Origin of the sequence: Amniculibacterium sp. G2-70 (genome assembly GCF_014353055.1) — a bacterium.
GTDB classification, from domain to species: Bacteria; Bacteroidota; Bacteroidia; order Flavobacteriales; family Weeksellaceae; genus Amniculibacterium; species Amniculibacterium aquaticum.
The window spans coordinates 124,299-147,185 of record NZ_CP060698.1 but is presented as its reverse complement, the minus strand read 5'-3'; the positions used below and the strand labels follow the sequence as shown (position 1 = coordinate 147,185).

Below are 22,887 nucleotides of genomic sequence, written 5' to 3'. Positions count from 1 at the left end.
AGGACTCTTAGATTCTAAAAGGGAGTATTTTTTTTATTAGCCAAATGGGACCAATCAGTAGAAATTGTATGTCTTTTAGAAAACTCGGTTTTTTACCTTCTATTTTGTGACCAACAAACTGAAAAATCCATGTGATAACAAAAACAGACACGAATATCAACCACGATTTTCTTTCGAAAAAAATATTGGTTTCGTAAACAAATTTTTCAAATACCATCATCACAAAAAACATAATGATGGCCATTTTCCAGTTCAACAGTAAATAATAAATGCTTACCAAAAGTACCGAAACCAAGCTGGCAACACTGATATACCCCATAAATTGTATAAAAATATGTGGTGTCGGTATGAGTGAAATAAATCCTAGAATGGACCAAAAAATCAGCGGTACACAGACCCAATGAATGGCTTTGTTGATCTTGTTTTTATGACTTTTTCCGTACTCTGAAAACAATATATCTATTTTTCTCATTTATTTTTGAATTTTCTTTTCAAAAATAAAAAAGATTTCGGAAAATAATCCGAAATCTTTTGAGAATTTTATGGTTTATGATTTATTTGATATTCTTCTTGTGAATATTATTTCTAAAATTTGTAGAATGTTATCCGTGAAGTTTTTTCCAAATAACATCTTTTAGCTCCATCAAGCCTTCTTGGCTCACGCCAGAAAAGAAGATGGGTTGTCTGTTTTCCGGAAATTCGGCAGCGATCTCGGCTTTCAATTCATCGTCCAACAAATCGGATTTGGATACGGAGATGATGAAGTCTTTGTCCAACAATTCAGGGTTGTATTCTTTCAGTTCATTTTCTAAAACTTTAAATTCTTGGAAATGATCTTCAGAATCGGCAGGAATTAAAAACAAAAGGATGGAATTTCTTTCGATATGTCTTAAGAAACGGTGTCCCAAACCTTTACCTTCGGCAGCTCCTTCGATAATTCCGGGGATGTCTGCCATGACAAAAGATTTGTAATTTCTATAATTTACAATTCCCAAATTGGGTGTTAAAGTGGTGAATGCGTAATTGGCAATCTTGGGTTTCGCTGCAGAGACGGAAGCCAAAAGTGTTGATTTTCCGGCATTTGGAAATCCTACCAAACCAACATCTGCCAAGACTTTTAGTTCGAAAACGATGTATCCTTCTTCACCAGGAAGTCCGGGTTGCGCATATCTTGGAGTTTGGTTGGTCGCCGATTTAAAATGTTCGTTGCCCAAACCTCCTTTTCCGCCACGCATCAGGATAATTTCCTGACCATCTTCAAGGATTTCGCCAATGATTTCGCCTTCTTCATTTTTAGCAATAGTCCCGATAGGAACTTGGATATAGATATCTGCTCCATCGGCACCGGTCAATTGGCTTTTTGCACCATTCACACCTCTTTCGGCCTTCACATGTCGGGTATAGCGCAGGGGCAACAAAGTCCATTCATGAGAGTTTCCTTTCATGATGATGTGTCCACCTCTTCCGCCATCTCCACCGTCAGGACCACCTTTAGGGATGTATTTTTCACGGCGCAAGTGTGCCGATCCAGCTCCACCATGACCCGATTGGCAATGGATTTTTACATAATCTACAAAATTTGACATAAATTTTCTTTATTTCTACAATATCCTTTCACAAAAATGAAAAGAGAGAGCAGAAGGTTTTGTTATTTAATTTTTTCAACCTCGGCAAAAAGTTTTTTAGAAATTTCCTCGATCTCGCCGATCCCGTTTATTTCCACATACTTGCCTTGTTGTTTGTACAATTCGGCAACTTCTGCCGTTTTGCTATAATATTCTTTAATTCTATTGGTGATGATCTCTTCATTACTGTCGTCCGTTCTGCCGCTGGTTTCGCCTCTTTTTAGCAATCGTTCTACCAATACTTTGTCTTCAACGATCAAAGATAAACAAACGCTAATAGGTTGATTAAGAACCTCTTGCACGATGTTTTCTAAAGCTTCGGTTTGAGTTGCAGTTCTTGGGAATCCGTCGAAAATAAATCCTTCAGCAGTGGTAGGTTTTTTAAGTTCGTCAATCAACATGTCTATGGTTACTTGGTCCGGAACCAATTCGCCTTTGTCGATATACGATTTGGCTAATTTGCCCAATTCGGTATCGTTTTTCATGTTATAACGAAATAAATCTCCAGTGGAAATTTGTTTCAAATTAAATTTCTCAATCAAAAACTGAGCTTGTGTTCCTTTACCACTTCCCGGAGGACCGAATAATACGATGTTGATCATGATGTTTTTCTGGTTTGACAAAAATAAAATGTTTTGTCGATTTTTATTAGATTGATATTATTTTCTGAAGAATTAATGGTTGATTCTCCCTTCTTCTAATTGATACAGATCCGGAAGGTTTCTGCCCAATTCATCGTAATCCAAACCGTATCCCAATACAAATTTGTTCGGGATTTCTTTGGCTACATAGTCTATTTTGAAATCTTTATCGTACACTTCAGGTTTTAGAAGCAGAGAGGCGACCTTCAGAGATTTTGGTCTTTGTGTATTTTCAAAATAATGATACAAACTTTCCAAGGTGTTTCCAGTATCTACGATGTCTTCCATAAGGATGATGTGTCGTCCTTCTACTTCTTTGGTCAGTTCCATTTTTTTGTAAACAATCCCTGTGGATTGAGTTCCTGAATACGAACTCATTTGGATAAAGGCAATTTCGCATTTTCCAGGATAGTACTTTAAGAAATCGGAAAAAAACATGATTACACCGTTCAAAACTCCAATGAAAACAGGTGTTTCGTCCTTGTAATCTTCATATACTTTTTCAGCCAATTCCTTAATCATTTGCTGGATTTCATCGTGCTTTAGATAAGGCACAAAGTACTTGTCGTGTATTTTTATACTTGCCATAATTTCAAAAGCACAAAATTAAGCTTTTTTTGGTTAATACTTTAATTATAACACTAAAAATAAGCGTTTGGACTTTAACTTTCTGTGATACTTCCTTATCTTTGCTCAAAATTTTTATCATGCAACAGTATTTAGAATTTAATTTTAAAATATCACCTCTTCAACCTTGGAACGAAATCCTCATGGCGGAACTGATCGAAATTGGTTTCGACAGTTTTACCGAAGAGCATGATGGAATTTTAGGGTACATCCAAGAAGAGCTGTATCAGGAACACGAGCTTAACAGTCTTTGGTTGCTAAATTCTGAAGAAGTAAACATCTCGTATACTTACCAAGCCATGCCCAATATCAATTGGAATGAAGAATGGGAAAAGAATTTCTCACCAATCTATGTGGAGGACAAAGTCCTTATCCGTGCAGAATTTCATGAAGCCAATCCCGACATGCACGAAATTGTGATACAACCCAAAATGTCTTTCGGTACGGGACACCATCCAACGACACATTTGATGGTACAACAGATGATGGACATGGATTTCCATGGAAAAGATGTGTTGGATATGGGCTGCGGTACTTCGGTATTGGCGATCTATGCCAAACAAAAAGGGGCACAGTATGTAAAAGCCATTGATATTGACGAATGGTCTGTGGAAAATTCTAAGGAAAATGCTGAACGAAATAATGTTGAGTTGAATATAGAGCTGGGTACAGCAGAAAACCTTGGCACAGAAAATTTCGATGTTATATTGGCAAACATCAACAGGAATATTTTGATTTCTGACATCCCAACTTATGTTAAAGTACTAAAAAAAGAAGGGTATTTACTGCTTTCCGGTCTTTGTTTTTTCGATGTTGATGATATCTTGGAAGTGTGTAAAGAACAAAATTTGGAACTGATCCGTCAACAACAAAAAGAAGAGTGGATGAGCCTTTTGTTGAAGAAATAAGCAGGACTTTTATACTAACATTAAATCGGGATTATTCCCGATTTTTTTGTTTCTCTTCTATCCATTTTCCAAGGTATTTGCTACTTTGTAGGGTATGGTGCAAGAGGATTTTACCAAAATAATTGCGCATCCTGTGTGCCTTTAATTTTGTGGAAATACTTTGTATTTTCTCTTCAAAAATAGGGTAGAACTGTTCTTTTTTGTATCTATTTTCTACCAAATCATAACCTTGCTTTTGGCATTGATACCAAAGATCTTGGTTGTTGTACAAATTGATGGCTTTTTCAACAAAACTTTCATCGTCTTCTACAACAAAGCCGTTCCAAGGTAAGTTGCCGTGCATGGCTTCGGCTCCAATTTTTGTAGTTATGTTGGGCAGACCCAATCTCATGCTGTCCAAAAGTTTTCCTTTAATACCCGCACCAAAAGGGATGGGCGCAAGCAAGACTCTGGCATTGTTGAAAACTTCTTCAACAGAATTTGCCCTTCCTTTAACCCAAAAACCTTGTTTTTCATTGTGTAATTGCTTGGCTTTTTCGGTAATATAAGCACCGTAGATGTGTATTTCGGCCTCTGGAATTTGTTTTTTTATTTGGAGCCAAATTTGTTTTAGTTTTAGGACCGTTTGCCAATTGGGTTCGTGCAAGAAATTGCCAATACTCACAAAGTTTTTTCTATTGATAAACGATACCGAGTCCGGCGTAACTTCGGCAAATAAAGGAATATAAAGTAAAATATCCGGCGAAACCTTCAATGTATGGGCCAACAAATCGTATTCGAATTCGGAAATGATAAGAGAAAGATCGGATCTGTAAATGGAAGCCATTTCCCGAATAAAAACTTCATTTTGAAAATCGATTTCGTTTAGGTTTAGACCTTTTTTGTAAGCATTTTCTCTGGCTTTTCTCAAGAAATGAAGATCTTCGGTGTCCAATATTTTTATAGCATTGGGACAGATTTCCGCAACCTTCCAACCAAACTGTTCTTCGGTAACAAAACGATCGTACAATACGACATCGGGTTGCAGACCTTGTAGTATGGTCTCAAAATTTGGAGAATTAATTTCAATTGTAATAAGGTTGATATTCAGTTCTTTAAGGTTAAAACTGAACTCTACATTTCCGGCAGCTGTTAGAAATGAAATTCTATAATTTGCTTGAGAAAAAAAATCGATTAATTGCAACATTCTTTTTCCGGCGGCTGTAGAATTAGGCTCCGGAATTACCATGCCTATAATGACCAAATGCTTCATGCTGTAAAAGTAAGACAATGGGATGAATTTATCGTATTTTAGCAAGACAATTAACGCTTTTATCCTTAATTTTGCACCGTTTTATTTTTAGACTTTAAAATTGAATTTTATGCTTACAGAATCGCTATATCATCCTTTTCAGACTTTAACTTTCGATGATCATATTTGTTTCCTAACCGGAAAAGAAACCTCAGAACAAATGACCATTTTCCCCGAATGGTTTATGGATAAATATAAATTGGGAGATGAAGTTTTCGAGATGATGGACAAGCTGAAATCCGTGACTTACAACGAGCTGAAAGTACCTTGCACCACCAAAGTTAAACAAGCTTTTGATGACTTGGACAAGAAAATTTCTGAGGCTTTTGACAAAGGTTATGATGCTGTAAAAGCATTGGACAGTCACGACTTGTTTTTGTGGTTGGGAAGAATGGTGTACGGAACCTTGTTCCACGAAATGTCCAAAGAAAAAGTACGATTGGCAAAATTCGACAAAGAATTGTCGGTATCTCCTTTTTTGAAAGAACGATTCGGACTTTTTCATCTGATGCTGCAATCCATCATTATCCCTATGGAGTTCACCGGAAAAAATCCGTGGAGCATCACCGTAGTGAGGCACAAATTTTCTGCAGATATTATGAATTACCGTGACGATACGGTGAATCTGATGTTTCAACTTGGGTTGAAGGATTTTGGGATTATTGCCAGTTTGCACGACAATGAGGTGGTTGCCGATCATCAAAAAGCCATTTTAGAAAAAATTGGAGATCATGTTTTGCATCCCGTTCAGTTTGAAGAGTTGTATGCAAGGTTTCATTATTCCAATTATCTTTTGCAATACGAACCGGAATACCTCATTGAAAAAAATGAGGATAGATTAAAAATAGAATCCCTACCTGTCACTGAAAATGCCAACCGTCCGTTGTTTGGTTTTTGGGATGAAGATACATTTGCCAGTGTATTGGCAGGATATTGGACCGTATATGGAATTGAAAAAAAGAACATCCTCAAGTTTCCCAATCCTATCCTGAGTTATTTGGAAGATCCTTATACCAAAGATTTTATTGCACCCGAAAAGATAAATTTACCTTTTTAGAATAAAATAAGCCGTTTCAGTGATGAGACGGCTTTCTTTTTGGTAGCGAATTGACAGTCTAAACTTCTCGCTTCGCATTGCAAAAATGCAACTATTTTCTATGGACAAAACTCCGCATAACCAATTTCTTTTATCTTATTTCTTTGTCCACATTAAGCTTAAAAAATACATCAGGGACTTATATTATAAATATGAATCCCTGATAGGTCGTCAGACAGATGTATGCCTGGCTCTGCAAAGATACTGCTAATTTTAAATAGCCTGTAATAAATATTTCACAAAAAAAACTTTACAAAAAAACGGCGATGCATCTATAAATTTTCCAAAATAAAATCAGTCATTTTTTGGTACAACTGCGGGCGGGTTTGTCCACCATAGATGCCGTGGTTTTTGTCCGGATACGCCATAAAATCGAATTGTTTTTTATTCTGAATTAAGGCTTCAGAAAAGATTAAAGCGTTTTGGAAATGCACATTGTCATCGGCAGTACCGTGGATCAGTAAGAATTTCCCTTTCAATAACTTGGCATAAGAAGTAGGAGAGTTGTCGTCATATCCTGCAGGGTTTTCCTGAGGAGTCAGCATAAATCTTTCCGTATATACCGAGTCGTAATACCTCCAGTTGGTAACAGGAGCCACAGCAATTCCCATTTTAAAGACATCTGCTCCTTTGGTCATTGCAAGGCTCGCCATATATCCACCGAAACTCCAACCGAAAATTCCGATTCTTTCCTTGTCGATGTAGCTTTGTTTTCCCAGCCATTTTGCCGCTGCAATCTGATCTTCGATTTCGTATTTCCCTAGGTTTTTGTAGGTTACTTTTTTATATTTCGTTCCTCTGTATCCCGTTCCGCGACCGTCAACACAGGCTACAACATATCCTTTTTGTACAAGATGGTTGAACCACAATCCGTTGCCCATATCCCAAGAATTGGACACTTGCTGAGAGCCGGGTCCAGAATATTGGAACATAAATAGTGGATACTTTTTATTGGGATCAAAGTTTTTTGGTTTTATGATCCAAGCATTCATTTGGTCTCCTGCTTCGTTGGGAATGGTGAAATATTCTTTGGATACAAAATTATCGTTTTCCAATCGTTTTAGTTGGTCGTTATTGTTTTGCAACTCTTGCAAAGTCTTCCCAGAATTGTCTTTTAATACAAAGGTATTTGGTTTTTTTGCAGAGGACGAAGTTTCTATAAAATATTGATAATTTTTGCTAAAATTCGCGGTGTTGTTGCCTTGTGGATTAGAGATGATGGTCGATTTTCCGGATTTTATATTCACCTTAGAAACCACTTTGTTGATGCTCCCATTTTGTGTCGTTTGCAAGAAAACATCCATGGTTTTTGGGTTATAACCGTAATAGTCCGTTACTTCCCAAGAGCCTTTGGTGATTTGTTTTTTCAGGCTGCCATCGGCATTGTACCAATACAGATGTCGGTTTCCGTCTCTTTCGGAACCCCAAATAAAGGAATTATCTTCTAAAAATTCTAAAGTTACATTATCCGTTTCTATCCATTTTTCGTCGGTTTCGGTAAAGAGTTTTTTTATGGCTCCCGTTTGGGTATCAACCTTCAGGATGTCTGATGCATTCTGAGTTCTCTCGGAAGTGATGAGGATGATCTCATCTGAATTGGAAGTCTGAATAACATTCGGGATGTAATATTTTTTAAAGTTGCTAAGATCCAGGTTAATGACTTTTCCTTTGTCCAACTGATAAAGATGTGCAGATACCACCGAGTTTTTCTCACCTGCTTTTGGGTATTTGTACTGCCAATCTATCGGGTACAGGTTGTTTTCATAAATGGGGATGTGCATCACCGGGACTTCCGTCTCATTGGATTTAACAAAAACAATGGCGTTGGAGTTTTTGGTCCATTCGTATTGTCTGGCATGGCCAAATTCTTCTTCATACACCCAATCGGCCAATCCATTTATGACTTTATTTTTCTCGCCATCTTTTGTGAATTGTACGATGTCTCCCGTTTTCAGGTCTTGGTAATACAAATTGTTGTTGGCGATGAATGCGACCTTGGTGGCATCTGGAGAAAATCGAGGTTCTTGTACAAAATCTCCGTTGTTTAGGGCTATGATTTTACCGGTATTTAGATCCTTAACATCAAATTTTCCGAGAAAAGAATGTCTGTAGATGGGCTGACTTTCTTTTTGTAATAAAATTTTGGACTCGTCGTTGGAGAAGATATAATTTTCGAATTGCCCAGGAACGATTAAGCCTATTTTTTGGGTGTTTTTGTAGGCGTATTTGGCAATGCCATCGCTTTCGATAACGGCATAATTTTCACCATTTTTCATGGACGAAATTCCGTTAATTCCTTTTCCACGATAGTATCCAGAATATATTTTGTCTAAGGTAATTTCTTGCGAAAATCCCATTTGTGTAAAGGCTAAAGCCAAAAATAGTGGCAATCCTAATTTTTTCATTTTTGATAAAAATTTTGTCGGTTATTGTAATGTTGAAAAGCAAGTGACGAAGATAATTATTTTGAATTTATTATGATGACATTGGACAAGAATTGTTCTTTTTCTGTACTAAAATTATTAAAATGAACCTTGAAAATCGTTGTCCTGAAATAAAAAACGGAGCATCTAAAGCAAATGATAAATGGTGGATGGATGGGTTTAGTCCATTTTTTTTGTAATTTTGTTGGGGGTTCTAAACTTGCAGCCCCGCTTGAGTGGAACTCCTTTTATGAGGAGGTACGACGAATAAAAGAGTGGGAACGGAAGCGGGAACAGCTGCCCAAATAAAAAATCGAAATAAATAATGAAGAAAAGGAGGGAGTTTCAGAGTTCGGATTTGGTGAAATCGTTTGCCAGAATTTACGGTTTTGAACAAAAATTGGTGGCTTTAGAAGTTCGAGATTTTTTGGAAGAATATCTGTCGGAAGAGCTTTTTGCCGAGATCGTTTCGGTGGATTTGAAAAATAATGTGCTGACGATAAAAATAAACTCGCCTTTACTAAAAAATGACTTCCGGTTGAGGAAATCATTTTTCTTGAAAAAATTTAATGAAAAATTTACCAATCAGTCTTTTGAAGATTTGATTGTTGTGTGACGCTGTTATTGTAGGACCACATTGTTCATCTGGCGCATCACCCATCGGTGTTTTTTAGAAAGGTAGGCAGAGGGATTTTTCGGGTCGTATTTTTGTGGATTGGGCAGTACAACAGCTATCCAAGCGGCTTCGCTCTTGGTAAGGTCTTTGGAAGATTTGCCAAAATAATACTGTGATGCCGCTTCTACACCAAAAACGCCTTGCCCCATTTCGATAGAATTCAGGTATCTTTCCAAGATGATGTCTTTGGACCAAACTTTTTCTATGATGAAAGTGTAGAAGGCTTCCAGGCCTTTTCGGATCCAGCTTCTGCCTTGCCACAGGAAAATATTTTTTGCAGTTTGTTGGGAAATGGTGCTTCCACCACGGATTTTTTTGCCTTTTTCGTTGTGCTCTAATGCTTTTTCTATGGCCTGAAAATCGAATCCGTTGTGGTTATAAAACTTTTGATCTTCAGAGGCGATTACGGCTTTTTTTACATTAGATCCCATGTTGTCATAAGAAATGTAATCTCTTTCCAGTTTTCCATAAGTCATTATGCCCCCAATTTGTGTTAGGGTAATGGGCGGATTGAAAAATCGGCCCCAAATGATAAATAAAACATTGGCGATGATGATAAAATAAATCAGCTTCTTGATGAACTTCCACATGGGTATTAGATCTTTATTTTTTTGGATAATTTCTGCAAATATAGGCCAATCTTTAGGACATGCAAAAGTCAATTTTCACTGATTTTTTCGTATTTTATTGCAATTGTTTTTGATAATGCAGACTGTCTTTTCCTAGGATTTCTGGGTGGAATATTCGGATGTAATCTGCTAGAACTTTGTCGGCTCTTACCACGCCACTTTCAAAATAATCGTTGGCTCTGTTTTTTTGTTTTCCGGTTACGGCATAGAGTTTTCCTTGGTTGAAGACAGACAATTTGGAATAATTGGGATTCATGGAAAGCAAAGACTTTTTATCGTTATAGACACCAATATTCACCCAATATTCGGCATTTTTGGATTTGGCATAGACTTCTTCAAAACTCAGGGGAACTGCTCGGGACTCTTTATTTTCCGAGAGTATGTATTGTGCGCCGGCATCTTTTAGCAACTGTGCAACATTGGTATTTCCGCCGGGCATGTACCATTGTGTTCCGTACATTTCGTTGGCAATAACCATGGGTTTGTGTTTGGTTTTTTGTGCTTTGTCCGAAAGGGTATGGTATGTTTTTTCAATATTTATATATGCTTTTTCAGCTTCATTTCTTGCTCCTAAAACTTCGCCAAAAAGTTCTATAATTCTTGATTTTTCCAATGGTTTTTGTTCCAAATATTCATCAATAAAAATAACTTCAATTCCATTTTTTTTCAGTAAATCGTAGGTGTTTTGGAAACTTTCTATGTAATTGGTAAAAACGGCATCGGGTTTTAGAGAAAGGATTTTTTCCAAATCGTATTTGGCTTCGTCGCCCACCACGGTGGTTTTATTGTTTTTGATGTTTTTTAAAACTTTTTCAGAGAAAATATATTCTGGACTGGACAATCCAATTATGGTATTTTCTTTTCCCAATTCGGTAAAATAGCCGACCAAACTGGCATTTAGAAGTACGATTTTTTTGTACGGCAGCTTTGTTTTTGGGATTTTGTAGCTGTATTTTCCTGATTTCAATTCAAAATCTCCTTCGGAAATTCGATATTGTATTCTTTCTGATATTTTATTCCATTTTTTTTGTTCCTGATTTTCAGTGTTTTTGCAGGAAACAAGGGCTAAAAACAGAAATAATGCGATAATTTTTGATTTCATATTTCAAAGTAAATAAAAAAAATGTATATTTGCAAACCTTTAAGAACGGACGCGTAGCTCAATTGGATAGAGTGCCAGATTACGGCTCTGGAGGTTGAGGGTTCGACTCCTTCCGCGTTCACAAGGAAAACCGCAAATTGAAAAATTTGCGGTTTTATTTTTTTATATTGAATGGAATCTCTAATCCAAAAACTGTTTTAAGTTTAGGGAATGGGTTTCGTCCACAATTTCATAATTTAAGGCTTTTGCCAGCACAAAAATCTGATTGAGATTTTCCATCAATTGTTTTTTTCCTTCTTCTTTTAATTGATCTTCGTTTACCGATTTTATCGCATGATCTTTAGCTTCTTGAGTGACTTTTTTAACCTGGGCTTCATTTATCCGATTAAAGAAAGAGTCGTCCATGCTTTGTATTTCGACATTCGGATTAATTTTAATATCCGGTTCAGGAAGTTTGCGAATGATTAATTTTCTATCCACAGAATCTACTTCCATTTTCATTTTATTGAGGTCGTAGGATACCTGGACATTGGTTTTGGTGAAGGTGACAATTGAGTTTTCGGAAATCGATTTTCCAAAAACGGAGTAAGTGACTTTATTTTTTCGCATGGCTGAAAAATCCTGTTCCATCACCACCATTTTATTCATTTTAGAAATTTGGTTGGCAATGATGTAATGGTCGTTTTTTTCGTCTTTGCTGCTAAAGTTGAATGCTTTTTTCAGCGCAAAAAATAGGAGCAACATGGTTATGGCTCCTATACAAAATGCGATGAGATATTTTTTATTTCTGATCATCTTTTTTAAATAACTCTTTAAAAGATTTGTCGTCTTTTTTTAAAATTTCTAATAAATCCCTTTCAATCCAACCGGATTTTGGAGCTTCCAAAATCCTACCGATCTCTTTTCCGTATTTGAATACAATAAAAGTGGGTACTTTTTGGATGTTGTACAATCCTTCTTCACCCGTAGGAGATTCTCTTTTTCTGTTAACGGCTAGAAGTTGCAATTTGTTTTCAGGATATCCGGCTTCATCCAATATTTTTAATAATCTAGGCAATTCTCTGTGGCTATCGTCGCACCATGTGCCCAGTACTGCGATGATGTGATAAGTTCCAATTTTTTGTTTTTTGAGCTCGGAAATGGATTTTTTATCGGTCTGATATTCTTGATATTCTGTTGTGTACCAGTCGGAATAAGGAGCTTTTTGCAATTGTTCTCTTAGCTGAATGCCGACAAGCATTTTTCCATCTTGTGTGGTTTCTAACTCACGGTTTACCACTACCTTTTGGGCATTTACAAAATAGGAAGTTCCTAAAAACGCAGTAGCAAATAAAAGTTTGATAAATTTATTTTTCATATAATGATTTTTTTGTGTTGAAACGAATATTTCAAACAAATATTTTATTGATTGATAATGGTTTCTAAATCTGCTGGAGAATAGTATTTGTTTTTCAGCACTTTATTATCAGAGATGCGGTGTACATTGTATTTGTCTCCAGATTTTTCATAATGAGCTTCTTGTCCCAGGTGCAAATAATGTTCCACAGTATCTTGAGCTTCTTGTTCTGTAGCACAAGCTTTGGACATGTTGGATCTTTGTACTTCGTTGAAAAGTGTCGCAAACTTTTCGCCCAAACCAAATTCTAAAACCGCACCACTCAATACATATTGCAAATCGCATAGAGCATCGGCAATTTCCACCAAATTGTTATCGGCAATGGCTTGTTTCAGTTCATTCAGTTCTTCTTGAAGGAGAGATACTCTCAAATCGCATCGATCTTTTGACGGGATTTGTGGATGTTGTAGTATAGGTGCGTTAAAGGTTTTGTGAAATTCTGCTACTTGATTAAGGCTATCTAATTTGTCCATTTTAATAATTATTATACGGACAAATATAATAAATTCATGAGAAAGAAAATGGTGTACGATTGCTAATCTCTCTCATGAATTTTTAAAGTTTGTGATAAGTTCTTCAATTTTTTAAAAAGCAACTTCATCATTCATTCCTTCGGTTGATTTTTTAATGATCAATTCTTGGGCTTCTGAAATTTTAGAATGTGCAATTCGCCCAATAAGTTCTTTTAAATTTTCATAAGAATAATCTTCCGGAAGATCTTCGAAATAATAAGTGTTGACCACTTTGTGGCTGTTAAATATTTCGTGAATGGCTAATTTTTCGGCTTCGTTATTAACTTTGACACTTGCTAAATAATGTTCGTTTTCATTATTCAAATAAATGGTAAAATCTTCGTTAGAGATTCCTGAGTCCAACAAAGAACTTTCAAGGTGTTTGTAATCGTGACTTATATTAAAACATCCTGCTACTAGATTTTTCATGCTTTTGATTTTTAGTGTAAACAAATTTAGGAATAAACCTTTTTATTTTCAATAGTAAAAAACACTATTTAAAGAAATTTAACTAAAAAATAGCCTTACTGGAGGTAAGACTATTTAAAATTTCTATATTTTTTCGTTTTTTATTTCATCAACAATTTCTGGATTTAGCAGGGTAGAGGTGTCTCCGAAATTACTAAAATCGCCTTCGGCAATTTTTCTCAGAATCCTACGCATGATTTTTCCAGATCTGGTTTTTGGTAATCCGGTCACAAATTGTATTTTGTCCAACTTTGCTATAGGACCAATGGAGTCGGAAATCAGCATGTTAATTTCTTTTCTAAGGTTGTCCTTGTCTCGGGTCTCACCACTTTCTTTTAGGATTACATAGCCGTACAGTGCATTTCCTTTGATATCGTGAGGATATCCAACAATGGCCGATTCGGCAACTGCTGGGTGCAGGTTTACACTGTCTTCTATAGGCGCTGTACCTAAATTGTGTCCAGAAACAATGATCACATCATCCACACGACCCGTTATTCTGTAATATCCCGTTTCGTCTCTCAATGCTCCATCTCCTGTAAAATATTTACCCGGAAAAGCCGTGAAATAGGTTTCTTTGTATCGTTGATGATCGCCCCAAATGGTTCTGGCAATTCCTGGCCAAGGAAAACGGATGCACAAATTGCCATCGACTTGGTTACCCGTAATTTCGTTTCGTTTTTCGTCCATCAAAACCGGTTGAATGCCCGGTAACGGAAGTGTCGCATAAGTGGGTTTGGTTGGTGTTACAAAAGGAAGAGGCGATATCATAATTCCTCCGGTTTCGGTTTGCCACCAAGTATCGACAATTGGACATTTTTTCTTGCCAACATGGTCGTTGTACCAATGCCAAGCTTCGTCGTTGATGGGTTCGCCCACCGAGCCAATTACCCTTAGGCTGGAGAGATCGTGTTTTTCTACCCACTCGGCAGATTCTTTTGCCAAAGATCGAATGGCGGTTGGTGCCGTGTAGAATTGTGTTACTTTATGTTTCTCGATAACCTCCCAGAAACGATCGGGTTCTGGATAGGTAGGTACACCTTCGAAAATGACCGTAGTTGCACCGTTTGCCAAAGGTCCGTAAAGGATGTAGGAATGTCCCGTAATCCAACCAATATCTGCGGTACACCAATAGATGTCGTTTTCTTTATAGCTAAAAACATTTTTGAAGGTGTATGCTGTATAGACCATATACCCTGCAGTGGTGTGCAGCATTCCTTTGGGTTTTCCTGTTGATCCGGAAGTGTATAGGATGAAAAGAGGATCTTCGGCATCCATAATTTTTGTTACGAAATCGGTAGATGCTTTTTCATACAAATCCTCCACCCAAATGTCTCTTCCTTCTTTCATTTTCACTTCACCACCTGTTCTTTTCACTACAAGAACTTTTTCTACCGTAGGACATTTCGCTACCGCTTCATCAATAATTCCTTTCAGATCTATGGCTTTGTTTCCTCTGTAACTTCCATCGGAGGTGATGATCATTTTTGCTTCACAATCGTTAACTCTGGATTCTACAGCCGAGGCTGAAAATCCGGCAAAAATTACGGAATGTACGGCTCCCATTTTTGCACAGGCAAGCATGGTAACGGCCAACTCTGGAATCATGGGTAGGTAGATGCACACTCGGTCTCCTTTTTTGATGCCCAAATCCGTGAGTACATTGGCCATTTTATTCACCCTTTCATAAAGATCGCGATAGGTGATGTGTTGGGCTTCTTCATCCGGACTGTTGGGCTCCCAAATGATGGCTGTTTTATCTCCTCTTTCGTTCAGGTGTCTGTCCAAACAGTTTTTGGTAATGTTTAGTTTGGCATTTTTAAACCATTTGATGTTGGCTTCTTCCATGTCAAATTCAAAAACTTTAGACCATCTTTGGTACCAGACAAAGTTTTCGTCGGCCACCTTATCCCAAAATTTCTTAGGATTTTTTATGGATTTCTTATACTGTTTGAAATAGTCCGGTAAATCTTGAATGTGATAATTTCTCATTTTGATAAATATTTTTCGTATTAATAGGTTATATTGTATTGATTTATAGATTCTTGGATTTTGGTAATAATTTTTTCATCATCGATGGTAGATGGGATTTGAAATTCTTTTCCGTCCAGCATGGTTTCTGGTTTTTTATACCACGCAATGGCATCGGATTGCTGTCGCCAAAATTGCTCTTTATTTTTGATGCTTTCATGGAACAGTGCATCTGCTTTTTCATTTTTCATTTTAATAATTATGCTTAGGTGTTGTGTTGATGGTTGTTTATTTTGATAAAAGATCGTCTACAATTTCCAATAATTTTTTGATGGAATATGGTTTTGTAACATAGGCATCTGCTCCTAGAGAAAGTCCTTTTTCGATATCTTCTTGGCTGGATTTTGCGGATAAAAAGATGCTTTTTATTTGGCTGTATTTTTCTTGTTCTTTGATGATGGAGAGCGTGGTAAAACCGTCTACTTTGGGCATCATGATATCCAGTAGCATCAGGTCGGGGATTTCTTTTTCCAAAATTTCCAATACTTCGGATCCGTCTCTGGCAATAAAAATTTCGTATCCTGCCTTACGAAAGGCATACTCTAGGGTCATGATGATTTTGTGTTCGTCATCTGCTATCAATATCTTTTTCATGTCAATCACTTTTTACTTTTTACTTTTTTTATGCAGAAGCAGTTCAAAAACCACTCCTATTTCTTTATTTTTTACTGAGATTTCGCCTTCATGGGCTTGTATTATTTTTTTACAAATGGCCAATCCCAATCCGCTGCCAACAGGTTTTAGAATGTTCTGGTTTTTACTTTGATAAAATTTATCAAAAATATAGTTCAAATCTTCCTCTGGAATGGTTTTTCCGGTATTGAAAATCGAAATTTTTAGGCACTCTTCCGTTTCCTGAAATTTGGTTTGTATCATACCCTGATGGTTAGCAAACTTCAATGCATTGCCCAAAATATTTTGAAATACTTGGATCATTTTTCCTTCATCATGCAAAAACACTGCATTTTTAGTCAGGTTGACTTCGGAATGGTGCAATAACTTTTGTTCAAATAAATGCGAAAGCGGTTTCAGTGCCTTGTGATAGGTGTCCACAATGTTTTTTTCTTCCCTATTCAGGACAATCATTCCGGCTTCCAACTTGTCCAGATAAAGAATGTCGTTGATGATTTCTGCCAAACGATCACTCTCGGAAATGATGTTGTTTAGAAATTCTTTTCGTATCTCAGCAGGCATTTCGTCATCGTCCAAAAGGACTTCGCTTGTCGCTCGGATGGCAGTTACCGGCGTACGAAGTTCGTGGGCAATGGTATCCAAAAATTCGTCTTTTTGCTGGTCTTTTATCAATAAATTTTCGTTTGCATTTTGCAATTCTGTAGAAAGTGTCCTAAGTTCTTGTGACTGCTCGGTAAGTTGCTTGTTAATGCTGATGTTTTCCTTACTTTCTTCTAAAATTTTCAACACTTCGGGGAGCGAGATTTTGTCTTCTTTGGCTACTCCTTCAATAATTATTTTTGCCGATGCCGTACCAATCCTACCACTGAGTAAATTCTCTGAAAACTTAATAAATCTGCTGTCTGCAGTATCGTTTTCGTCGGTTAGGTTGTATTTCAAATTAAAAATTTTCAGGGCTTGTTCTGTCTTTTTAGTACCCAAAAATTTCGTTAAAATTTTGATGATGTCCGACTTATTGGCGGTACCTCTCCAGATGTAGGCATTTTCGTGATTGTGGATATAATCGTTGATGTCGGTGTACAATTCGGCATAGTTTCTCTCTCTATAATTTCCGTTGCTGCTGCTGGAAATGGAGGCATACAATCCAAAATTAATCATCATGCTCCAAAAAAAAGTATTGGCAATGGTCGATAGATAGGGGATTTTGAAAGTGGTAACCCCAAAACTGTTCAGGATATTGGGGGTGTATTCGGGTAAAATTAAATTGACATAACAAAAAATACTTCCTGCAACAATCCCCGCTACGGCTCCGTAATAATTGCCTCTTTTCCAAAACAATGCTCCAAAAAATGCAGGTGCCAATTGCGAAATTAATACAAAAGATACCAAGCCTACAGAAAAAAGAGTAGAACTGGAAATCCAATATTTGTAAAACATAAATCCAGCAATAATCAATAAAAAAATACTGAATTTACGAATGTTTACAATGCTTTTGCTGTTTGCCGAATCGGATTTTATTGCAAATCGATCCAACCATCCGTAGGGGATGATGATGTTGTTGGAAAGCATGACCGAGAGGGCGATACTGGAGATAATGATCATTGAGATGCTGGCACTTAACCCTCCAAAAAACACCATGGTTGCAACGATGGTATTCCCCATTTTTTGAGGAATAAGAATCGACAAAAACTCTGTATTGATGGGCATTCCTTCAAACAAAACCCTTCCGCCCCAAGCGATGGGCGCTACAAATACATTGATGAGCAACAAGTACAACGGGAACAACCAAATGGCGGTTTTAATGTGTTTTTCTTTTCTGTTTTCGATGATAGAGGTATGAAACTGTCGGGGTAGTAAAAATATAGACGAAGCCGAAAGTAAGAGCAAAAACAACCAATTGAAGGCGCCTTCTAACCCGTTAATGGTATTTTTCTTAGCAAAATCTTCCAATTTAGATGCTTGAGAAAACAGATCGCCAAAGCCGTTGAAAATGCCGTACACCACATAAAATCCAAGGATGATGAAAAAGATTAATTTCAAAAAACTTTCCACAGCAACGGCAGATACAATCCCCAATCTTTTCTCCGAAGCATCTACATATCGAGTGCCATAATACGAAGAAAACAAAGCGATAATCACCACAACATAAGTGGCAGAATCTTGAATAATATTGTCGGATTGTGGACTTTCCGACAGTAAGTGGAAAGTTTCGGATATGGCTTTGATCTGCAAACCAATGTACGGAATGATCGCAAAAATACAAACCAATGTCACCAAAGCTCCTAGAAATCTACTGTTTCCGTACCTTAAAGAAATAAAGTCCGAGATGGAACTGATCCTATTGACCCTCGAAATTCTAATGATTTTTGTATTGATGAAAATCCATAGCGGTATTACCATGACAGGTCCAAGATAGATGGTCAGATATTCCAATCCCGAAGTGGCTGCCACGCCAATACTGCCGTAGTAGGTCCAGGCTGTACAATACACCGCCAACGACAGCGCATAGACATACGGATTGTCCACCCAAAATGCAGTTCTTCTTTTCTCAGCACTGTGGGCAATGACAAACAATACGGCCAGGTAAACGACAACCAATAAAAATAAAATTGGACTACTCATCAAACAATTTAAAAATAGAATACGAAACAACAATAGAAATCATCCAAATAAGGAAAATATAAATATAAAAAATAGGGATACCCAAATTCAATTCATGATCATTGAACAAGAGTAGAAAAGGAGCATTGAACAGTAGAAAGAGTACAACGCTCAGGATGGGCAATTTTTGTTGATGCTTTATTTTCATGTTTTTTTTTTATTTGGGCAGCATTTCAGCCTTCCGTTCCCGCTTTTTTATTTTTTTGTATCCTTCGACTACGCTCAGGATACAAAAAAATAAAAAGAGCTCCACTCAAGTCTGGCTGCAGGGTAGAGATACATTCCTATTTTATCAAAAATCAAGGAGGCTTCATCCGAAAGAATCGGCCTCCAAGATAAATTTTCACTTATTTATTTTCCTTAGAATATTCACCTTTCAGAGAATACCACCCGAAAACACCCAATCCGCCCACTACAATAGGCAATAAGATGAATACAATGATGATCCCGAAAACCAAATCCTCCTGATGGTCGGATGCTAATTTTGGAAATCCGAAAACGGTAAGTCCGTAGTAAAGTACTGCCAAAGCCATAGCTAACCATACAATCCCTAATATTTTTTTTATAGAGTCCATAATTTTTTATCGTTTAAATTTATATAATTTTTTAATGATTAAGATCACTTTTTATATTCAAAATATTAATCCTTCACATTTCGGTCTTTACCGTCCAGATAGATCATCCCGATAACCAGACAAACCGCTGCTACAACAATAGGATACCACAATCCTTCCAAATAAAATTTAGGATTTCCGGCTTCCTTGGCCGTCGTCACAAAATAAGTGGAAACTGCAGGCAACAATCCTCCAAAAATACCATTACCAATATGATACGGCAACGACATAGAGGTATAACGAATGCGTATCGGGAACATCTCAACCAAAAATGCAGCGATAGGTCCATAAACCATGGTTACAAAAAGAACCTGTACAAAAACCAGGAAGGCCAAATACCAACGGGTATTACTTTCCACCGTTATGGCAGTAGTTACTTTTGCAGCTTCAGGTGTGCCATCGGCTTTCAGAACTTCACCCTTTGGAGACCAATGCACTACGGAATCTTTCTTCAGCAAAGTACCGTCTGTAAAAGTTTTCTCGGTATGAAAGGTGATCAAGCTGTCTCCAGCGACTTTCTTATGTTCTGTTGCCGTTCTTTTTTGGATTAATCCGTTGGTAGCCAACGATTTTTCTTTGATGTTTACCGAAGTGTACATGGCATCATAAATAGGTCGATATGCCAGTATTGCAAGGAACATCCCAAGCATCATAACGGCTTTTCTGCCCACTTTATCGGACAGCCATCCAAAAAAGATAAACAAAGGTGTTGCCACAAACAAGGCAATTGCCATTAAAGAATCGACCTGAGCGGAGTCCAAATTCATAACGGTTTTCATAAAGCTCATGGCGTAAAATTGTCCGGTGTACCAAATTACCCCTTGTCCCATAACGGCTCCAAACAATGCCAAAAGAACATATTTGAAATTGTATTTGTTACCAAAAGATTCTTTAAGAGGATTGGTAGAAGTTTTTCCTTCTTTCTTCGCTTTAGCGAAAAGAGGAGATTCCTTCATGTTTTTTCTGATGATGTAAGAAACGCCAACCATCAAAATAGAAACCCAGAACGGAACTCTCCAACCCCAAGCATCAAATTCTTCTGCCGTAAGTGAGGTTTTGGTCAATAAAATCACAATTAGAGAGACAAAAAGCCCGATGGTAGCAGTCGTCTGAATCCAAGAAGTCCAATAGCCACGACGGTTTTCTTCGGCATATTCAGCAACATAGGTTGCAGCGCCTCCGTATTCGCCACCAAGAGCAAGCCCTTGCAACAATCTAAGAACCAATACCAAAACCGGAGCCATAAAGCCGATGGTCTCGTAGGATGGGACACATCCGATCAAAAAAGTAGAGAATCCCATGATGAGGAGTGTGACTAAGAAAGTATATTTTCTACCGATAAGATCTCCCAATCGGCCGAAAAATAACGCTCCAAAAGGACGAACAACAAAACCAGCGGCAAAGGTGGCCAATGTTGATAAAAATGCAGCAGTTGGATTATCGGCTGGGAAAAATTTTCCCGCCAATACTATGGCCAAACTTCCAAAAATGTAAAAGTCGTACCACTCGATCATCGTACCCAATGACGAGGCCGTAATAACACTCCAAAGCGTGGAGTTTTTCTTTCTTTGCTCTACCTTGGCATCGTGCAAGGATTGAGCATTTTGGTTTTCATTCATAATAATATAGTGTTAATGTTTGTTTGATTTGTGTGTATGGTGGTGTAAGGCATAGAATGAGTAGGCTTATTAAAAATAAGCCTGAACTCAAACTACTATTTACAAAATGATGATTAGAAAGAATACACTGCAGAAACCAGTGCACGGAAGTTGGCTACGGTAGCCTTATTGTTGCCAGCTACGGCATTTGTATCGCTGTCTCCCCATGTTGCAGAAGTGTATTCCAATTCTGGGGCAATTTTAAATTTATTTTGTTTGAATTCAACCCTTCCGGAGATTCTCCAAACATCGTCTAAAGATCTTGCAGTACCTAGACCACGCGTGTATAGTTTGTTATATCCAGCATCTACACCATTGTTTTTGGTATAACCAAAGAAAAGTCCGGGTGCAATTTTGGCGTTATTGCTTGCGAAATCTGCCCAGAAAGCGGATGTCTTTGTTGCTTTATAAGATTCTTGTCCGTTAGGCTCTGTATAACCCGCAAATCCGCCCAACATAACAAATTGATAAAGATTACTCCCCGTAACACCGTAGGCTTTAGCAATTAATTTGGAATCTGAATATTTAAAATACGCCATAAACATGTTGGAATCTACTTTGTGATCGGATACCAATCCGGCAGATACAATTTGTGGTTTTAGCGATTGATATTCTGTTCCTACACCGGCGGTAACATGAGCGTCTTTGTACTGGATTTTACCGTGAAAACTCGGTGTTAATGAATTGTAAGAAGCTTCGTTGGCATTTGCTGTAACCGATGGAGCAGAGTGTGTACTCATTTTATAAGCGGCAACATCCAAGGAAAAATTATCGGATAATTTCTGAGTTAAACGAATCTGTGGAGCTCGACCAAACGGATTGAATAAACTTCCTGTATTGAAATTGGCGACTCCAGGTGCAACATCGGTAACATATGCCGGATACCAAGTTTGCCCCAACAATAAGGAGGTTTTTTCCCATTCTAAATTGGCATAGGCTTGGCGGATATTGAACAATCCGGTGTTGGTATTGGTGTTTCCGTAGAAATCCCCTTCGATTACGGCAGAAGTTTTTGCCCCCCAAACATTGGGCCCTGTAGCCTTTACGCCCACTCTGGAAACAACGGTAAGAAAGTTGCTTGATCCCGTTGCATTGATGTCGGAGCCGTTGGCATCCAAGTTAACATCCAAAGGATAAAGATCCACTTGTTGTTCTCTTGCGAAAAGTGTTTGTCTGCTGTCAAAGATATAATCTGCTCTTGCAAAACCGTAAACGCTTACTTTATAATCACTTTGTTTTTCCTGAGCTTTTAATTGGTTTAGGGAAAACAATAATGAAAAAGCAGCTAAAGTAATTTTTAGTTTTTTCATAAATGAAATCGTTTTGTTATGAATTTTTTAACAAATCAAAATTGTAACTAAAAATTTAACCAACAAAAAATGATGTATATTTTTGTTAATATTATATATAATTTTATTTTTTGAATCGTTCCCATTTGATCATCATGAATTTATCCGCAAATTCTGTGATGATGAAACCTGCGCCTTTCATTTGGTTTTCTTGCTGCAAATATTCTATTAATTCACTTTTTTTCAGTATTTTATAATTGGATTTGCTGTTCGTTATTTCAGGTCTTTTAAGATTGTATTTCTTCACCCAAGATGAAATGGAAACATGGGAGACACCGATAATCCTCTCAATTTCTCTATAGCTTAATCCTTCCAAATACAGTTGCAAAGCCTTGATAACATAGTAATCATCTATCTGTTTTCCCATTTTATCTACGGTAAAGTAATAGGTACAGTCTTTGCACAGAAACCTTTGTTTGTCCTTTATTATACCACTTTTAACAACATTTGACTGTGAGCATTTAGGGCATTTTATCATATTAAGTATATTTATTTAGCAAATATATATTAATTTAGCATTAATTCAATATGAAAGAAATCATAAATG

Annotated in this window: 24 protein-coding genes and 1 tRNA gene; 4 read left to right on the top strand and 21 right to left on the bottom strand. The window is 37.2% G+C overall.

Translation table 11 applies throughout. The features are described from left to right. Window positions 1-7: 7 nt before the first annotated feature. The 4 genes from H9Q20_RS00680 to hpt all read right to left on the bottom strand — a co-directional run bounded on the left by H9Q20_RS00680 (window position 8) and on the right by hpt (window position 2,854). Entirely contained in the window at window positions 8-472 is a 465-nt protein-coding gene (locus H9Q20_RS00680) for a DUF962 domain-containing protein (RefSeq protein WP_124642462.1), read from the bottom strand. Between the two features lie 130 nt (window positions 473-602). Beyond that, window positions 603-1,586: a GTPase ObgE gene (obgE, locus tag H9Q20_RS00675; RefSeq protein ID WP_124642460.1), complete on the bottom strand. Its 984-nt coding sequence runs from the start codon at window positions 1,584-1,586 to the stop codon at window positions 603-605. A 62-nt stretch (window positions 1,587-1,648) separates the two neighbouring features. Further along, window positions 1,649-2,227 (bottom strand): adenylate kinase, encoded by a 579-nt coding sequence (locus tag H9Q20_RS00670; protein ID WP_124642475.1) that lies wholly within the window; start codon window positions 2,225-2,227, stop codon window positions 1,649-1,651. A 72-nt stretch (window positions 2,228-2,299) separates the two neighbouring features. Continuing rightward, window positions 2,300-2,854: a hypoxanthine phosphoribosyltransferase gene (hpt, locus tag H9Q20_RS00665; RefSeq protein WP_124642458.1), complete on the bottom strand. Its 555-nt coding sequence runs from the start codon at window positions 2,852-2,854 to the stop codon at window positions 2,300-2,302. A 119-nt stretch (window positions 2,855-2,973) separates the two neighbouring features. Between hpt and prmA the strand changes: the two genes are divergently transcribed. Next, window positions 2,974-3,801, top strand: a complete 828-nt coding sequence (prmA, locus tag H9Q20_RS00660; RefSeq protein ID WP_187478057.1) for a 50S ribosomal protein L11 methyltransferase — start codon at window positions 2,974-2,976, stop codon at window positions 3,799-3,801. A 31-nt stretch (window positions 3,802-3,832) separates the two neighbouring features. On the opposite strand, the gene H9Q20_RS00655 is transcribed toward prmA, so the two are convergent. Beyond that, window positions 3,833-5,098, bottom strand: coding sequence for a glycosyltransferase (locus H9Q20_RS00655; protein ID WP_262385547.1), 1,266 nt, complete (start codon window positions 5,096-5,098; stop codon window positions 3,833-3,835). 64 nt (window positions 5,099-5,162) lie between these two features. On the opposite strand from H9Q20_RS00655, the gene H9Q20_RS00650 reads away from it, so the two are divergent. Then, window positions 5,163-6,149 carry a hypothetical protein gene (locus H9Q20_RS00650; protein ID WP_187478056.1) on the top strand — a complete coding sequence of 329 codons (987 nt, stop codon included), beginning with the start codon at window positions 5,163-5,165 and terminating at the stop codon, window positions 6,147-6,149. 311 nt (window positions 6,150-6,460) lie between these two features. On the opposite strand, the gene H9Q20_RS00645 is transcribed toward H9Q20_RS00650, so the two are convergent. Then, complete coding sequence (locus tag H9Q20_RS00645; protein WP_187478055.1) at window positions 6,461-8,593, bottom strand: S9 family peptidase; 2,133 nt, start codon at window positions 8,591-8,593, stop codon at window positions 6,461-6,463. Between the two features lie 343 nt (window positions 8,594-8,936). Between H9Q20_RS00645 and H9Q20_RS00640 the strand changes: the two genes are divergently transcribed. Continuing rightward, window positions 8,937-9,227 (top strand): hypothetical protein, encoded by a 291-nt coding sequence (locus tag H9Q20_RS00640; RefSeq protein WP_124642451.1) that lies wholly within the window; start codon window positions 8,937-8,939, stop codon window positions 9,225-9,227. A 5-nt stretch (window positions 9,228-9,232) separates the two neighbouring features. Here the strand turns inward: H9Q20_RS00640 and mtgA are convergent, their stop codons facing one another. Both mtgA and H9Q20_RS00630 read right to left on the bottom strand, forming a co-directional pair. Next, window positions 9,233-9,877, bottom strand: a complete 645-nt coding sequence (gene mtgA, locus H9Q20_RS00635; protein WP_124642449.1) for a monofunctional biosynthetic peptidoglycan transglycosylase — start codon at window positions 9,875-9,877, stop codon at window positions 9,233-9,235. Window positions 9,878-9,971: 94 nt separating this feature from the next. Then, the gene (locus H9Q20_RS00630) at window positions 9,972-11,018 is read right to left on the bottom strand and encodes an ABC transporter substrate-binding protein (RefSeq protein WP_187478054.1); all 1,047 of its coding nucleotides are present in this window, start codon (window positions 11,016-11,018) and stop codon (window positions 9,972-9,974) included. 47 nt (window positions 11,019-11,065) lie between these two features. Here H9Q20_RS00630 and H9Q20_RS00625 point away from each other — a divergent pair. Then, window positions 11,066-11,139: transfer RNA gene (locus H9Q20_RS00625), tRNA-Arg, on the top strand. A gap of 59 nt (window positions 11,140-11,198) precedes the next feature. Here the strand turns inward: H9Q20_RS00625 and H9Q20_RS00620 are convergent. The 13 genes from H9Q20_RS00620 to H9Q20_RS00560 all read right to left on the bottom strand — a co-directional run bounded on the left by H9Q20_RS00620 (window position 11,199) and on the right by H9Q20_RS00560 (window position 22,707). After that, window positions 11,199-11,813 carry a DUF4230 domain-containing protein gene (locus tag H9Q20_RS00620; RefSeq protein ID WP_316248109.1) on the bottom strand — a complete coding sequence of 205 codons (615 nt, stop codon included), beginning with the start codon at window positions 11,811-11,813 and terminating at the stop codon, window positions 11,199-11,201. After that, on the bottom strand, window positions 11,800-12,375 hold the full coding sequence (locus H9Q20_RS00615) for a thioredoxin family protein (RefSeq protein WP_124642445.1): 576 nt from the start codon (window positions 12,373-12,375) through the stop codon (window positions 11,800-11,802). Before H9Q20_RS00615 ends, H9Q20_RS00620 begins: the two co-directional genes overlap by 14 nt. Before the next feature lie 44 nt (window positions 12,376-12,419). Then, window positions 12,420-12,887 (bottom strand): nucleoside triphosphate pyrophosphohydrolase family protein, encoded by a 468-nt coding sequence (locus tag H9Q20_RS00610; RefSeq protein ID WP_124642443.1) that lies wholly within the window; start codon window positions 12,885-12,887, stop codon window positions 12,420-12,422. A 111-nt stretch (window positions 12,888-12,998) separates the two neighbouring features. Next, window positions 12,999-13,355 (bottom strand): hypothetical protein, encoded by a 357-nt coding sequence (locus H9Q20_RS00605; RefSeq protein ID WP_124642441.1) that lies wholly within the window; start codon window positions 13,353-13,355, stop codon window positions 12,999-13,001. 123 nt (window positions 13,356-13,478) lie between these two features. Then, window positions 13,479-15,386 carry an acetate--CoA ligase gene (gene acs, locus H9Q20_RS00600; RefSeq protein ID WP_187478053.1) on the bottom strand — a complete coding sequence of 636 codons (1,908 nt, stop codon included), beginning with the start codon at window positions 15,384-15,386 and terminating at the stop codon, window positions 13,479-13,481. A gap of 20 nt (window positions 15,387-15,406) precedes the next feature. After that, window positions 15,407-15,616, bottom strand: a complete 210-nt coding sequence (locus H9Q20_RS00595) for an acetyl-coenzyme A synthetase N-terminal domain-containing protein (protein WP_124642437.1) — start codon at window positions 15,614-15,616, stop codon at window positions 15,407-15,409. Between the two features lie 37 nt (window positions 15,617-15,653). Continuing rightward, the gene (locus H9Q20_RS00590; protein ID WP_124642435.1) at window positions 15,654-16,019 is read right to left on the bottom strand and encodes a response regulator transcription factor; all 366 of its coding nucleotides are present in this window, start codon (window positions 16,017-16,019) and stop codon (window positions 15,654-15,656) included. 12 nt (window positions 16,020-16,031) lie between these two features. Continuing rightward, window positions 16,032-18,680, bottom strand: coding sequence for an ATP-binding protein (locus tag H9Q20_RS00585; protein ID WP_187478052.1), 2,649 nt, complete (start codon window positions 18,678-18,680; stop codon window positions 16,032-16,034). Next, complete coding sequence (locus H9Q20_RS00580) at window positions 18,673-18,867, bottom strand: hypothetical protein (protein WP_187478051.1); 195 nt, start codon at window positions 18,865-18,867, stop codon at window positions 18,673-18,675. The genes H9Q20_RS00585 and H9Q20_RS00580 overlap by 8 nt, the downstream gene beginning before the upstream one ends. A 199-nt stretch (window positions 18,868-19,066) precedes the next feature. After that, window positions 19,067-19,294, bottom strand: a complete 228-nt coding sequence (locus tag H9Q20_RS00575; protein ID WP_124642429.1) for a DUF6814 family protein — start codon at window positions 19,292-19,294, stop codon at window positions 19,067-19,069. 65 nt (window positions 19,295-19,359) lie between these two features. After that, window positions 19,360-20,952, bottom strand: a complete 1,593-nt coding sequence (locus tag H9Q20_RS00570; protein ID WP_124642427.1) for an MFS transporter — start codon at window positions 20,950-20,952, stop codon at window positions 19,360-19,362. Window positions 20,953-21,065: 113 nt separating this feature from the next. Beyond that, complete coding sequence (locus H9Q20_RS00565) at window positions 21,066-22,301, bottom strand: hypothetical protein (RefSeq protein ID WP_187478050.1); 1,236 nt, start codon at window positions 22,299-22,301, stop codon at window positions 21,066-21,068. Between the two features lie 103 nt (window positions 22,302-22,404). Further along, window positions 22,405-22,707, bottom strand: coding sequence for a helix-turn-helix domain-containing protein (locus H9Q20_RS00560; protein ID WP_164472032.1), 303 nt, complete (start codon window positions 22,705-22,707; stop codon window positions 22,405-22,407). Window positions 22,708-22,887 lie beyond the last annotated feature (180 nt).